The organism is Kitasatospora sp. NPDC096204 (assembly GCF_044763205.1).
Classification (GTDB): Bacteria; Actinomycetota; Actinomycetes; order Streptomycetales; family Streptomycetaceae; genus Kitasatospora.
In genome coordinates this window covers 1-13,948 of sequence record NZ_JBIWFT010000074.1, presented here as the reverse complement: position 1 = coordinate 13,948, position 13,948 = coordinate 1, and the positions used below count along the sequence as shown (strand labels likewise).

The following is a 13,948-nucleotide window of genomic DNA, read 5'->3' as shown; positions in this document are numbered from 1 at the left end:
GTCTTCCGGGGCTTGACGCCCTGTCCGACGTTTCAAACTCTAGCCGATCCCCGCTCCGAAAAGCGAATCCGACCGCAACCCGATAAAACGAGCACGCCAAATAAGCACCGAGCCGCGACACGGAAATACCGACGCGACCCAGCCCGAACCTGGGAAGTGGTGTTTCAGAGGATTGGCCGCCCCGGGACCGTCCGCGCCGATGCGTGTCCGGTGCTCCCTGTCGAGCGACTAGAGAACAGTACTCCTCCTCCGGGCCCATGCCAAACGGCCCCAGCCGGGCCATCGGGTCGGACCGGCCGCCCCGACGCCGCGTTCATCGTTTGTCTACCGCCTCCCCCCATGCTCCTTCCCATCGGACGCCACGAAGACCTCGTCGGCGCCGAAGCACGAGAGCCGACAGCACGAGAGAGGTCCACGGGGACATGAAGGCGACGAAGACTCTGCGACACATGGCCATCGGGATAGCGGCCGCCATGCTGGCGCTGGCCGGGACGATGACCTCGGCCGGGACCGCGCAGGCCGCCACCGCGTACGGATCGACGTTGAGCGAGCCCGGGGTGCTCTACCCGGGCGACTACCTCGAATCCGGCGACACCCGGCTGTACATGCAGGGCGACGGCAACTTCGTCCTCTACAAGTACGCCCCGCGGAACCCGACGCCGGTGTGGGTCGCCCCGAGGACCCAGGGCTGCGGCCAGAAGGCGATCATGCAGGGCGACGGCAACCTCGTCGTCTACGGCGCCGGCGGCTACGTCTGCTGGGCCCGCGACACGTACAAGACCAACCCCCAGCAGACCGCCATCCTGACGGTGTCCCCCCTGGGCGGCCTCCGGGTCGACTACGCCAACCCGGACAACCCGCGCACCCCCCTGAGCAACCCCTTCACGGACGTGCTCCGCAGCTCGGACCCGTACTAAACCGCTTCCTCCGCGGCCCGGCGCTCAGCCCCGCTCGGCGAGCCACCTGACCAGGTCGGCCACCGACCAGCGCGGCCGGGCCGCGAGCCGGGCCGCCGCCGTCCGCAGCAGCGCCGGCAGGTGGCCGCAGAGCGCGGCCACCTCCTCCACCGCCTCCGGCTCCTGCCGGACGCGGTCCGCGCCCACGATCCGGGCCAACAGCTCGTAGGCGTCGTGCGGCTCCAGCGGTCCGACCGTGAGCCGTACGGCACCCTCGGGCAGCGTGCCCGGTTCCGCACCCGCGACCACCGCCGCGCAACCGGCCGTACCGGGCAGCAGCGGTCCGGAGTCGGCCACGCCGTCGAGCAGCACCAGCACCCGCCGCCCGGCGAGCGCCTCCCGGAAGCGGGCGCCGAGCTCGTCGACGTCCGCGTCCGCCGTCGGCCGCTCCCCCAGCGCGCGCAGGAACCCGGCGAGCACCGCGGCCGGCTCGCCACCGCCCGTGTACAGCTGACCGTCCGGAAAGGCGTCCTGGACGAGGTGAGCGACATGCACCGCCAGCGCCGACGCACCACTGCCCGCCGGCCCCGACAACCCCAACACCGGACCAGGCCCCACCACGGGACCGGGCCCCACCACCGGACCAGGCCCCACCACGGGACCCGACGACTCCGCCACCGGCCCACGCCCCGCGACCACCGGACCGCCCCCGGCCTCCCGCAGCACCCGCTCCGCCTCCCGTACCAGCGCCGCCCGCCCGACCAGGTCGGGGATGTCCGGCGGCAGCTGGCACGGCCGCGGCAGCCGCCGCGGCGGCACCGGGGCGTCCCCGTGCCGGATCCGCTCGGCCAGCTCGACCACCGCGGTCGCCGGTTCCAGCCCCAGCTCGCCGTCCAGCCGCTCCCGCAGCGCCTCGTACACCGCCAGCGCCTCCGCGGTGCGGCCGCACCGGTGCAGGGCCAGCAGGTGCAGCCGGTGCACCTCCTCGTCCTGCGGGTGCTCGGCCGCCAGCCCGGCCAACGGCTCCAGCGCCTCCGCGTGCCGCCCGAGCGTCAGGTCCAGGTCGAGCAGCGCCTTCACCGCCGCGAACCGCCCGGCCGCCAGCCGTTCCCGCGACCGCTCGGCGAACGCCCCCGGGACGCCGTCCAGTGCCCGGCCGCCCTCCCACGCGCCGAGCGCCGCCACCAGCAGCTCCCGGGCCCGGAACGCGTCCTGGTGACGCAGCGCGACGGCCTCTGCCACCCCGGCCTCGTAACGGAACAGGTCCACCGCCTCGCGCGGCACCGCCAACCGGTACCCGCCCGCCGACGCGACCAGCAGCCCCGGCTCCCCCAGGGCGCGGCGCAGCCGGTGCGCGTGGGTACCGATCTGACCGACCGGATCCTTCGGCCAGCGGGTGTCGTCCTCCCCCCACAGGCCCTCGACCAGCCGGTCCGTCGGCACCAGCTGGCCCGGGGAGAGCAGCAGCGCGGCGAGCACGGCCCGCTGCTGCGGTCGGCCGAGATCGACCTCCCGCCCGTCGCACCGGGCGCCCAGCGGCCCCAGCACGCGGAATTCGAGCCGCACAGCCCACCCCTCGATAGCCCTCGTCCCGGTGCACAATCTGTGATGACAGAGCATAGGTCGCCGGGGTACGGGGGCGCCGCCGCACGGACGGAAGTGGCGGAATCCCGGCGCGGAACGACTGTGGGGACACGACATGGGTGACGTGGGGGGAGCCGGGCTGCGGTTCGGACTGCTGGGGCCGCTGCGGGCCTGGTACGGGGAGCAGGAGCTGGAACTGGGCCGGCCGCAGCAGCGGGCCGTGCTCGCCGTCCTGCTGTCCGCCGCCGGGCGGACGGTCTCCGTCCCGGTCCTGGTCGAGGGGGTGTGGGGCGGGGCCGCGCCGGCCGACCCGCGCAAGGCCGTCCAGCTCGCCGTCTCCCGGCTGCGCGGCGCGTTCCGGCCCCACACCGGGGACGACCCGGAGCGGATGCCGCTGGTGCGGGTCGGCGACGGCTACGCGCTCAGGGCGCCGGCGGCCGAGGTCGACGCCACCGAGTGGGAGGCGCTGCTGGCCGAGGCCGGACGGCTTAGGGAGGCCGACGCACCGCCGCGAGATGTCCGGGAGGTACTGCGGCAGGCCCTGCGGCTCTGGGTCGGGGAGCCGCTGGCCGGCCTGCCCGGGCCGCACGCCGAGGCCATCCGGGCCCTCCTCACCGAGCAGCGGATCTCGGCCAAGGAGGCGCAGCTGGAACTGGACGCCGAACTCGGCGACCGCACCGACCTGACCGCCGAGGCCGCCGCCCTGGCACTGGAGCACCCCGGCCGGTCCCGGCTCACCGCCGTCCTGATGCGCGCCCTCTACCAGTCGGGCCGCAAGGCCGAGGCGCTCGCCGTGTACGAGGACGCCCGCCCCGCGCTGCCCCCGGACGACCCGGCCCCGGCCGAACTCCAGCTGCGCATCCTGCGCGAGGACGCCGCCCTGCTTCCGGCCGGCCGCGCGCCCGAGCCCGCCGCCGCCGAACCCGCCGGGCCCACCGCCGACACCCACTGGGCGCCCGACCAACTCCCCTCCGGCCTGCCCGACTTCACCGGGCGCGCCGACGAGGTCGAGACCCTCGTCGACCAGCTCTCGGCGGCCGGCGGGCGGGCCGTCGTCGTCTCCGCGCTGGACGGCATGGGCGGCGTCGGCAAGACCACCCTCGCCGTGCACGTCGCCCGCCAGGTCCGCGCGCGCTTCCCCGACGGGCAGCTCTTCGCCGACCTGCGCGGCGCCGACCGCACCCCGCCCGACCCCGGCACCGTCCTCGCCGGTTTCCTGCGCGCCCTCGGCGTCGACCCCGCCGACGTCCCGCCGGACACCGGCGAACGCAGCGCGCTCTACCGCTCCGCCCTGGCCGGACGGCGCGTCCTGGTCGTCCTCGACAACGCCGCCACCCCCTGCCACGTCGAACCGCTGCTGCCCGGCTCGGCCGGCTGCGCCGTCCTCGTCACCAGCCGCCACCGGCTGGCCGGCCTCGCCGGGGCGCACCAGTTGCGCCTCGACACCCTGCCCGCCGAACAGGCCCTGGAACTGCTCACCCGCATCGTCGGCCCCGAACGCGTCGCCGCCGAACCCGCCGCCGCCGACGAGGTCGTTCGGGCCTGCGGGCTGCTGCCGCTCGCCGTCCGCATCGCCGCCTCCCGGCTCGCCGCCGACCCGGCGCTCACCCTCGCGGCACTCGCCGAAGGGCTGCGCCACGAGCACCGGCTGGCCCAGCTCGCCGACGGCGAACGCACCGTCGAGGCGACCTTCGCGCTCTCCTACCACCGCCTGGGCCCCGAACTCGCCCGCGCCTTCCGGCTGCTGTCCCTGCCCGACGCCCCCGACATCCCGCTGCCCTGCGCCGCCGCCCTGCTCGACCGCACCGAGACCGAGACCGACGACCTGCTCGAAACCCTCGTCGACCTCAACCTGCTGCACTCCCCCCGCTTCGGCCGCTACGGCTACCACGACCTCGTCCGCGACTACGCCCGCGGCCGGCTCGCCGCCGAGGACGGCCCCGCCGAACGCACCGCCGCCACCGACCGGCTGCTGGACTTCTGCCTCGCCACCGCCCGCAACGCCGACCTCGCCGCCCGCAAGGCCGAACCCGCCGAGCTCAGCCTGCTCGGCGCGTCCGTCGCCTCCCCGGGCCGGCCCATCGCCGACGGTGCCGAAGCCGTCCGCTGGATGCGTGACCAGGCCGACGTCCACGCCGCCGCCATCGCCCTCGGCTGCGCCGACCCGGGCCTGCCGCTCGACCGCGCCGCGGAACTCGCCGACCGGATGGGCGCCGTCCTGCCCGAACGCACCCAGACCGGCGTCATCGTCGACCTCGCCGGACGCCTCGCCCAGCAGGCCGCAGCGCGCGGCGAACACGGGCCGCTCGCCCTCGCCCGCTACCTGCGCGGCAGCATGCTCTGGCACATCAACCGCTACGCCGAGTCCCAGGAGGAGATCCGCCGGGCCGTCGCCCTGTCCGAACAGGACGACCGCACCGAACGCGTCCTCGCGAAGGCCCTGATCACCCTCGGCAGCAACGCCCGTACGCACAGCCGCTTCGCCGAGGCCGCCGAACACGCCGGCCGCGCCGCCGAGCTGTTCCACCGCCTCGGCGCCCAGCGCGCCGAGGGCAGCGCACTCGGGGAGTTCGCCTTCAGCGCCGCCCAGACCGGACGCCTCGACGAGGCCCGGGACGCCGCCGAGCGCAGCGCCCGGCTGATGAGCCGCTCCGGCCCGGTCTCCGCCGCGACCGGCCGCTACTACCTCGCCCGGGTCCTGCGGCTGTGCGGCGACCCGGAGGCGGCGCTCGCCCACGCCGTCGGCGCCCGCGAGGAGTTCGCCGCGCTCCAGGTCACCGTCTTCGCGGCGGCGGCCGGGGACCTCGCCGCCCGGATCCACGCCGAGGCCGGCCGCTGGCTGCTCGCCGTCGACGCCGCCGAAGCCGTCCTCCCGCTCGCCCGCCGCACCAGCGCCTCCCTGGAGGCCACGCTGCTGCGCACGCTCGGCACCGCGCTCACCGGCCTCGGCCGCCCGCGCCAGGCCCGGGCCTGCCTGGCCGACTCCCTGGAGGTGTTCGAGCGACTGGGGCTCGCGGAGGAAGCGGCTCAGGTCAGGGGTCTGCTGGCCCGCTAGACGCCGTATCGACGGGTAGACGTGCTGGTCAGGGAGGTGCTGACGCGGTAGACGCGGCATCAACGGGGGCCCGGGCTACGCGCGTTGACCGACCGTCTACCGCCATGCCGGAGTGTCTCTCTCGTCAGGCCACGGGCCGCCGCGGTGGCGGCCCGGGCGACACCACAGACGAGAGGTGCCACCATGCCCACCCTGCCCCAGCACGGCCAGACCTGGACGCTCAAGTCCGCCAACGGAACCGTCGCCGACGTCCGCTCCAGCCAGACCTCCGCCGGCACGGCCATCCAGTCCTGGGGGTCCAACGGCACCACCGCCCAGGGCTGGACGTTCTGGGCCAAGGAGAACGGCAGCTTCCTCCTGGAGACCCAGCTGACCGTCGGCAAGCACGTCGGCGGCCAGGCCATGGTCATGGACTACAACTACTCCATCGGCCAGACCTGGCTGTACAACGAGCACAACGAGCCCAACCAGCACTGGTGCTTCGAGCCCCTCGACAACGACTGGGTCCGGATCCGCACCACCCGCACCAACGAGGGCATGCTCTTCCTCACCTCGGCCGCCCCCGGCTCGCCCCTCACCCTGGCCAGGCAGGACGACGCCAACCCGGCGCAGCGCTGGCAGCTCGTCCCGGCCGGTGGCATCAGCGGCGGCGGCCAGCAGCAGCAGCCCCAGCCGCAGCCCCAGCCCGGCGGTGGCGGTGGCGGCGACTTCCGCACCGAGATGCTGAACGCCGTCAACGCGGAGCGCGGCCGGGTCGGCGCCCCGCCGGTGCGCCTGGACGACCGCCTCAGCGCGGCCGCCCAGCGGCACGCCAACGACATGGCCTCGCACGACCTCACCCAGCACAACGGCACCGACGGCAGCAGCCCCTGGGACCGCATCGCGGCCGCCGGCTTCGTCTCGCGCTCCTCCGCCGAGAACGTCACCCCGAGCAACAGCGTGCCGGAGGCGATGCAGATGTGGATGAACAGCCCCGGGCACCGGGTGAACATCCTCAACCCCGACTACAACTACATCGGCATCGGCTACGCGCCCCGCCAGCGCGGCAACTGGGGCCGCTACGTGCAGACCTTCGGCAAGGCCTGAGACCCCGACCGGCACGCCCCTTCCAGCAACAAGGAGTTCCCCACCCATGTCCTCGAACGCGGCGGACCTGATCCGCATCGCCCGAGACGAGGTCGGCTACCACGAGGGCCGCAGCGGCGGGCACTGGAACAACATCCAGAAGTTCTCCCCCGCCGTCGCCGGCCTGGAGTGGTCCCAGGGCGAGGCCTGGTGCGCCACCTTCGTCGCCTGGTGCGCCGAGCAGTCCGGCAACGCCGACCTCTTCCCGGTCAGCGCCTCCTGCGCGGAGGGCGTCGCCTGGTTCAAGGAGCGCGGACGCTTCACCGACTACCCGGTGATCGGCGGCCAGGTCTTCTTCGGGCCCGGCGGCGGCAGCCACACCGGCATCTGCGTCGCCTACACCAGCTCCACCATCACCACCGTCGAGGGCAACACCAACGACGGGGGCAGCTCCGAGGGCGACGGCGTCTACCTCAAGACCCGTGAGCGCCGCTCGGACTGGGTCTACGGCTACGGCATCCCGGCCTTCGCCGAGGGCGTGGTCCTCGCCGACCCGGAGTGGAAGGACCGGTCCGGGGCGCTCTACTTCGGCCAGGAGGCGTCCGCGGACGACAGCCCCCGCGGCGGCGCCCCGACCGGCTCCGCCCCGGCGGCCGACGGCGGCGACGGCTACGAGCCGTTCCCCGGCGCGGACTTCTTCCAGGACGGCCGGAGCAGCGACGTCATCACCCGGATGGGCGAGCGCCTCGTCGCCGAGGGCTGCTCCGCCTATGCCGAGGGCCCCGGGCCTGAGTGGTCCGACGCCGACCGCGAGTCCTTCCGCAACTGGCAGCACAAGCTCGGCGACTCCGGCGCGGACGCCGACGGCATCCCCGGCCCCAAGCAGTGGGCCGCGCTCGCCGTCCCGCGCGGCTGACGCCGGGACCGTCACCACACCAGAAGGAGAGAACAGATGAGAAGCACCACCCGTACCCGCAGGCTCCTCGCCTCGCTGGGCGCCGTCGCGGCCGTCGCGGGGGCGGTCGTGGCCGGCGCGCCGGCGGCGCAGGCGGCCCAGGCCGGCTCCTGCGACCAGGCGCCCGCGCCGGCCCTGACGACCCGGTGGGACGTCCACAACGGCTCCGGCGGCGGCGCGCTCGACCTGCTGAACGGCGTCGAGGCCAACGGGCAGCCGATCGGCCTGTGGACCGCCAACCAGTCGCCCGCGCAGACCTGGTCGTTCTGGGGCTACTGCGACGGCACCACCGCGATCTCGCACGGGCTGAGCAAGGTGGCCGACCTCGACACCGGCTCGGGCTCGGTCCGCCTCCAGGACACCCCCGGCGGGCTGGACGGCCTCAACCGGCCGCGGGGCGACTGGATGCCGGCCAACCAGAAGTGGCGGCTGACCGACGAGGACCGCGGCTGGTACCTGATCCGCAACGTCGCCACCGGACAGTGCCTCAGGGCCCCCGGCACCTACCAGGCCGTCTCGATGGCCTCCTGCGACACCGCGGACCCGAACCAGCGCTGGCTGCTGGGCTGACACCGGTCACCGGGCCCGGTCCGCTCGTCAGCGACGAGCGGACCGGGCCTATCCTCGTCCGCGTGCCCCTCATCAGCCTGCACGACCGCGCCGCGCTCGCCGCCAGGTTCCGCACCGATCCGGCGCTGCACCTGTTCGAACTCGGCGACCTGGACGACGCCCTCTGGCCGAACACCACCTGGTACACGGCCTCCGCCCCGGCCCCCGACGGTCCGGTCGCCCTGCTCTACAGCGGCGGGGACACCCCCGTCCTGCTCGCCTTCGCCCGGCCCACCGGCCTCCCCCCGCTGGAGGCGCTGCTGAGCGACCTCAGGCCCTTCCTCCCCCGCCGCTTCACGGCCGGGCTGCCGGACGGCGCCGAGCGGGCCCTCGCGCCCGACTACGCGGTCGAGCGCCGGACGCCGCTGCTGCGCATGCTCCTCACGGCCGGACTGCCGTCCGAAGTCGCCCACGCGACGCAGCCGTTGGACCTCGGTGACGTCGAGGCCGTCCGCACCCTGCTCGCCGAGTCCTACCCCGACTCCTGGTTCGACCCCCGGATGCTGGCCGCCGGCGACTACGTCGGCGTCCGCGAGAACGGGCGGCTGCTCGCCGTCGCCGGGGTGCACGTCCACTCCCCGGCCCAGCGGGTCGCCGTGCTCGGCAACGTCACCACCCACCCCGACGCCCGTGGCCGCGGCCTCGCCCGGGCCTGCGTCACCGCGCTCTGCCACCACCTGGCCGTGACCACCGACCACCTGGGCCTGAACGTCCGCACCGACAACGCCCCGGCGATCCGGCTCTACGAGCGGCTCGGCTTCACCACCGTCGCCACCTACAACGAGCTGGTGCTCGGCGCCACCTCGCAGGACGCCGGGCGGTGCGTCCGCAGGCGACCGGCCACCGCCCGCACACGGACCCCTCACCGACCCCGCCCGGGCACCCACAGTTCCCGCACCTTCGCCTGACGCATCATCATCACCCGTCGCCGGCACGAATGATCACGACTCGATATCCCTTGTCACGGCCGCGCGAGGAACTCGTCACGACGGTGTCAAAGCGGCGCCGAAGCCGTCGCCCCGATCGTTCGCACTGCGCTATGAACGTCCCTCAGGAGAACCGCCGCCACCCGGCGGTCCGCAACCACGGGGGACATCACGTGAAGACCATCCGCAGCAGTCGCCGCGCCCTGGCCCTGGCCTCGCTGGCCGCGGTCGGCGCGCTCACCCTGACCGCCTGCAACGACGACGCCGCGTCGTCCGACACCGCGACGACCGCTCCGGCGACCGGCACGCCCGCCTCGCGGGCCGCCTCGCCGAGCACCGCCGCCACCACCCCGGTGGCCCCCGGGTCGGCCTCCGTCCCGGCGGGCAGCGCCGCCCCCGGGTCGGCCTCCGTCCCGGCGGGCAGCGCCGCCTCCGGCACGGCCGCCGCGCCCGCGTCGGCCGGCAGCGCCCCGGCGGCCGGGACGACGTTGAAGCTCGGCGACGCCGCCACCATCCCGTTCAGCTCGGGCAGCACCAAGGGCACCATCGCGCTCGCGGTCACCTCGATCGAGAAGGGCGACCCGGCCGACCTCGCCTCGCTCAACCTGGGCGACAAGGCCAAGGGCCTGGTGCCGTACTACATCCACTACAAGGTCACCAACGCCGGCAGCACCGACCTGTCCTACACCAGCGTCAACCACATGAAGGGCCTGCTGGCGGACGGCACGCAGGCGCAGGAGCTGATGGTCATCGGCTCCTTCCCCAAGTGCAAGAGCGAGTCGCTGCCCAAGGGCTTCACCAACGGCCAGTCCGCCACCTCCTGTGCGGTGGCGATGTCCCCGGAGGCCTCCAAGGTCGCGGGTGCCGAGTACTGGGGCGAGCCGTACACCCTGGGCAAGGGCCTCGACTGGAAGTGATCCGCGGGTGGTCCGGGCGGGGGCGGCGCACTGCCGCCCCCGCCCGGGCGCGTTCAGCCCCGCGCCGTCGATGCCGCCGCCGACGCCCCGTGGATCCGCAGGAAGGCGTCCACGCCGACGGCCGCGATCCGCCGGACCTCCTCGTCCGCCACCGGGAGCGCGCCCCAGAAGGAGCGCTCGGCGATGCCGTGGAAGGTCAGCAGGGTGAACTGCTCGGCGGCGAGTGCGGCGTCCCCGCCCGCGAGCAGCCCGCGCCCGGCGAGCGCCTCGAAGTGCTGCGCGAGGTCGCGCTGGGAGGCGACCGGGCCGGCCTCCAGCCAGGCCTCCAGGACGTCCGCCGGGATGTTGGCCACCTCGGCCCGGATCGCCCGGCCGAGCGCGCCGTGTTCCCCGGCGGACAGCACGGCGCGGGCCCGCTCGACGGCGAAGTCGGTCAGGCCCTGGCGCAGGTCCACCACCCGGTCGAGGTACTTCGCCATCAACTCGCGGATCCGCTCGGTCAGTTCCGCCGAGTTCCGCAGGGCCACCGACAGGAAGAGGGTCTCCTTGTCGGCGAAGTGGTTGTAGACCGTCCGCTTGGACACCCCGGCCTCGGCCGCGATCGCGTCCATGCTGGCCCGGACGTACCCCTCGCGCCCGAACACCACCGTCGCGGCCTGCGTGATCGCCTTGCGCTTCTCCGGCCGCCCCGCTCCGCCCGTCGTCGCCACGGCGCTCTCCTCCTCCGTCGGCGCATCGGCCGACCGTCTCAAAAACTACCCGGTGTAGTTTATCCGGACCGCGACGGCCCGGACTCGCCGCCGAACAGGCGTGCTCTATGCTGCGTACGACTTCTACACCCGTGTAGAGGACATGCGGAAGCGTCTCCCGATTTCGGCCGGCCGGACCCCGTGCGGAACCGGCCGCCCCGGATCGGCGTCCAGAACGAGCAGTGCCATGACCGGATTTCCGGACATTCGGACGATCCCAGGTTTGGACGTCCATACTTTCGAACGGGTGGGCGGCGAGCGAAGCGGACGCGCCACCGTGGCGCACGGAACGCGGGAACACCGGGGGTGAGGGCGTGGCGGGGCAACGAGGACGGTCGGCCGACCGAGGGGCGCGACGGCGGACAGCGAGCGGGCCCGTCGGCCACCCCCGCCCCCTTCCCGGCGGCCCCGCACTGCCCGCGGCCCTCGCCGTCGGGCTGCCGATCGCCGGTGCCGCGGTCGACGAACTCTCCGGCCCCGGCATGGGATTGGCCTTCACGGTGGGCGCGGTGCTCGGCACCGGCCTGGCGGCGGCACTGAGCGGCCGCAACGGCTGGTGGTGGGTGCTCGCCGCGTCGCCGCTGGTCGTGCTGGGCGCGACGGCCGTCGTCGAACTGGCCGCCCACCGCGACCGGTACCAGGGCAAGGGCCTGGCCACCGGCGCCGCGAAGTGGGTGGTGCACGGCTTTCCCGTGATGGCCGAGGCCGCGGCCTCGGCCGTCATCGTGATCGCGCTCCGGCTGGTCCGGGCGAGGAGGAGGCAGCATGGCTGACAACGCCGAGCACGGTGGCGACACCGAGGCCCCCCGCCCCCGCCGACCCTCCCCCGCGCTGATCGCGGGCCGGGTGGTGGCCTGCACCGCGGGGTTCGCGGTGTTCGCCGCCAGCGGGGTGGTCTGGTACGGGTTCAAGCAGCTCACCGACGGGATGACCACCTCCAACGCGATCGCCCAGACCAAGAAGGACGCCCCCAAGCACCTGGACAACTCGGTCAACCTGCTGCTGATAGGCCTGGACAGCCGCAAGAACATGGACGGCACGGACCTCCCGCCCGAGTTCGTCCAGGACGAGCTGCACGCCGGCCACAGCTCCGACATCGGCGGCTACAACACCAACTCCCTGATCCTGCTGCACATCCCCGCGAACGGCGGCAAGGTGCAGGCCGTCTCGATACCCCGCGACGACTACGTCATGACCTACAGCGGCGACGGCAAGCAGGTCGGCATGCGCAAGATCAAGGAGGCCTACGGCGAGGCCAAGGACAAGGCCACGCCGGCCCTCCAGGCCAAGGGACTCAAGGGCGCGGACCTGGAGAAGGCCGGACGCGACGCCGGCCGCGCGGCCACCATCCAGACCGTGCAGAAGTTCCTCGACCAGCCCGTCGACCACATCGCCGAGGTCAACCTGATGGGCTTCTACGACATCGCCAAGGCCCTCCAGCCGATCGAGGTCTGCCTCACCCACGACACCAAGGACCCGGCCATGGAGGGCCAGGGCTCCGGCGCCGACTTCCACAAGGGCGTCAACAAGCTCAACGCCTCCCAGGCGCTCTCCTTCGTCCGCCAGCGCCACAACCTCGACGGCGGCGACGGCAACGACAGCGACTTCGCCCGCACCCACCGCCAGCAGGCCTTCATCTCCTCCGTCGTGCACAACCTGAAGCAGAAGGGCGTCCTCGGCGACCTCGGCAAGATGCAGGAGCTGATGGGCGTGGTGCAGAAGGACCTCGTCATCGACAACGAGTGGAACGTCCTGGACTTCGCCCAGCAGGCCCCCAACCTCACCGGCGGCAACGCGGAGTTCCGCACCCTCCCCGTCGCCGACCTCAGGAAGGTCAACGGCCAGGACGTCAACATCGTCAGCCCGCCGCAGATCCAGAAGATCGTCAAGCAGCTCTTCGGCTACGCCGACACCAGCCCGGCGCCTGCCCCGACCGACGAGAGCCCCGCCCCGACGACCGCGCCCGCCGCACCCGCCCCACCCGTCGCGACCACGCCCCCGGCCGCCGCCAGGAGCACCACCGTGGACGTCTTCAACGCCTCCTCCGCCCCCGGCGTCACCTCCACCACGGAGTCCAAGGCCCTGGTCGCCATGGGCTTCAAGGAGGGGAGGACCGGCCCGGCGGCCAACAAGCCGAAGACCACCACCGTCACCTACGGCAAGGGCGCCAAGGACGCGGCCGAGCAGATCGCCGCCCGCTACGGCGTGACCGCCACCGAGTCCGCCTCCGCCACCGCCGACCACGTCACCGTCACCCTCGGCAGCGCCTTCACCGGCGTCGCCGCCGACAAGCCCGCCGCCTCCGGCGCCCCGGCCGCCCCGCCCGCTCCACCCGCTCCGGACACCAATGTGCCCCAGCAGGGCCCCATGGTCGACGCGGAGTCCGACGGCGGCATCCCCTGCGTGTTCTGACCCGCCCCGCACCGACCGCCGAGGGAGGCCCCCACCCGGGGAGCCTCCCTCGGCCGTTCTCCGGCAGCCCCCGGGGAAGTCCCTGGGCAACCCCTGGCGAGATTCTCCGTACTATGTATAGTGTACTACGTACGGGATAACCGTGCGGGTAACGACGAGAGGGTTCCGCCATGCAGATCACCAAGACCGCCGTCTCCCTGACCGTCGAGGACGTCAGCACCTCGGCCGCCTTCCTCCAGCGGCACTTCGGCTACACCGAGGAGATGTCGGCCGACGGCTTCGTCTCGCTCACCCACCCGGGCGGCGGATTCAACGTCGTCTACCTCCGGCGCGGCCTCGAGGTCCTGCCGGAGGAACAGCGCCACCGGATCGCGGACGGCGTGATCCTGGCGTTCGTCGTCGAGGACGTCGCCGCCGAGGAGCGGCGCCTGCGCGAGGAGGGGGTCGCGATCACCCTGCCGCTGCGCGAGGAGCCGTGGGGCGAGGAGCTCTTCCAGGTCACCGACCCGAACGGGGTACTGGTCCAGCTGACGGAGTGGGCCGAGCAGTAGGCGCGGCCGAGCGGTGAACGACGGAGCCCCCTGTCCGACGGGACAGGGGGCTCCACTCGATCCTGCGGACGGTCAGTCCACCGTCCAGGTGTCGTTGCCGGCGAGGAGTGTGGCCAGGTCGCCGGGGCCGTGTCGGGTGGTGGCGGTGGCCAGCTGCTCGGCCATCAACTCGTCGTAGACCGGCCGCCGGACACTGCGCAGGACACCGATCGGGGTGTGGTGGAGGGTG

The 13,948-nt window shown here is 73.9% G+C and carries 12 protein-coding genes and 1 pseudogene; 10 read left to right on the top strand and 3 right to left on the bottom strand.

What is annotated here, in order from left to right; all coding sequences use genetic code 11:
• The first annotated feature begins 449 nt into the window (after positions 1-449).
• Positions 450-917: a hypothetical protein gene (locus tag ACIQ87_RS39665; protein ID WP_402417060.1), complete on the top strand. Its 468-nt coding sequence runs from the start codon at positions 450-452 to the stop codon at positions 915-917.
• Positions 918-941: 24 nt separating this feature from the next.
• Here the strand turns inward: ACIQ87_RS39665 and ACIQ87_RS39660 are convergent, their stop codons facing one another.
• Positions 942-2,462 (bottom strand): BTAD domain-containing putative transcriptional regulator, encoded by a 1,521-nt coding sequence (locus ACIQ87_RS39660; RefSeq protein ID WP_402417059.1) that lies wholly within the window; start codon positions 2,460-2,462, stop codon positions 942-944.
• 133 nt (positions 2,463-2,595) lie between these two features.
• On the opposite strand from ACIQ87_RS39660, the gene ACIQ87_RS39655 reads away from it, so the two are divergent.
• The 6 genes from ACIQ87_RS39655 to ACIQ87_RS39630 all read left to right on the top strand — a co-directional run bounded on the left by ACIQ87_RS39655 (position 2,596) and on the right by ACIQ87_RS39630 (position 10,007).
• Positions 2,596-5,535 (top strand): AfsR/SARP family transcriptional regulator, encoded by a 2,940-nt coding sequence (locus tag ACIQ87_RS39655; RefSeq protein WP_402417058.1) that lies wholly within the window; start codon positions 2,596-2,598, stop codon positions 5,533-5,535.
• A gap of 183 nt (positions 5,536-5,718) precedes the next feature.
• Complete coding sequence (locus ACIQ87_RS39650) at positions 5,719-6,621, top strand: CAP domain-containing protein (protein WP_402417057.1); 903 nt, start codon at positions 5,719-5,721, stop codon at positions 6,619-6,621.
• 46 nt (positions 6,622-6,667) lie between these two features.
• A complete protein-coding gene (locus tag ACIQ87_RS39645) occupies positions 6,668-7,516 on the top strand; it encodes a peptidoglycan-binding protein (RefSeq protein WP_402417056.1) in 849 nt (282 codons plus the stop codon).
• 36 nt (positions 7,517-7,552) lie between these two features.
• Positions 7,553-8,125 carry an RICIN domain-containing protein gene (locus tag ACIQ87_RS39640; protein WP_402417054.1) on the top strand — a complete coding sequence of 191 codons (573 nt, stop codon included), beginning with the start codon at positions 7,553-7,555 and terminating at the stop codon, positions 8,123-8,125.
• A 62-nt stretch (positions 8,126-8,187) separates the two neighbouring features.
• The gene (locus ACIQ87_RS39635) at positions 8,188-9,072 is read left to right on the top strand and encodes a GNAT family N-acetyltransferase (RefSeq protein ID WP_402417052.1); all 885 of its coding nucleotides are present in this window, start codon (positions 8,188-8,190) and stop codon (positions 9,070-9,072) included.
• 131 nt (positions 9,073-9,203) lie between these two features.
• Positions 9,204-10,007, top strand: coding sequence for a hypothetical protein (locus tag ACIQ87_RS39630; protein WP_402417050.1), 804 nt, complete (start codon positions 9,204-9,206; stop codon positions 10,005-10,007).
• A 53-nt stretch (positions 10,008-10,060) separates the two neighbouring features.
• Here the strand turns inward: ACIQ87_RS39630 and ACIQ87_RS39625 are convergent, their stop codons facing one another.
• Positions 10,061-10,717 (bottom strand): TetR/AcrR family transcriptional regulator, encoded by a 657-nt coding sequence (locus ACIQ87_RS39625; RefSeq protein WP_402417048.1) that lies wholly within the window; start codon positions 10,715-10,717, stop codon positions 10,061-10,063.
• 353 nt (positions 10,718-11,070) lie between these two features.
• Between ACIQ87_RS39625 and ACIQ87_RS39620 the strand changes: the two genes are divergently transcribed.
• From ACIQ87_RS39620 to ACIQ87_RS39610, 3 genes are all read left to right on the top strand, one after another.
• Positions 11,071-11,529, top strand: coding sequence for a DUF6542 domain-containing protein (locus tag ACIQ87_RS39620; protein ID WP_402417046.1), 459 nt, complete (start codon positions 11,071-11,073; stop codon positions 11,527-11,529).
• Positions 11,522-13,168 carry an LCP family protein gene (locus ACIQ87_RS39615; protein WP_402417044.1) on the top strand — a complete coding sequence of 549 codons (1,647 nt, stop codon included), beginning with the start codon at positions 11,522-11,524 and terminating at the stop codon, positions 13,166-13,168. The genes ACIQ87_RS39620 and ACIQ87_RS39615 overlap by 8 nt, the downstream gene beginning before the upstream one ends.
• Before the next feature lie 170 nt (positions 13,169-13,338).
• Entirely contained in the window at positions 13,339-13,719 is a 381-nt protein-coding gene (locus ACIQ87_RS39610; protein WP_402417042.1) for a VOC family protein, read from the top strand.
• Positions 13,720-13,791: 72 nt separating this feature from the next.
• Here ACIQ87_RS39610 and ACIQ87_RS39605 read toward each other — a convergent pair.
• Positions 13,792-13,948: pseudogene (locus tag ACIQ87_RS39605) on the bottom strand (2-oxoacid:ferredoxin oxidoreductase subunit beta); the annotation flags it as partial.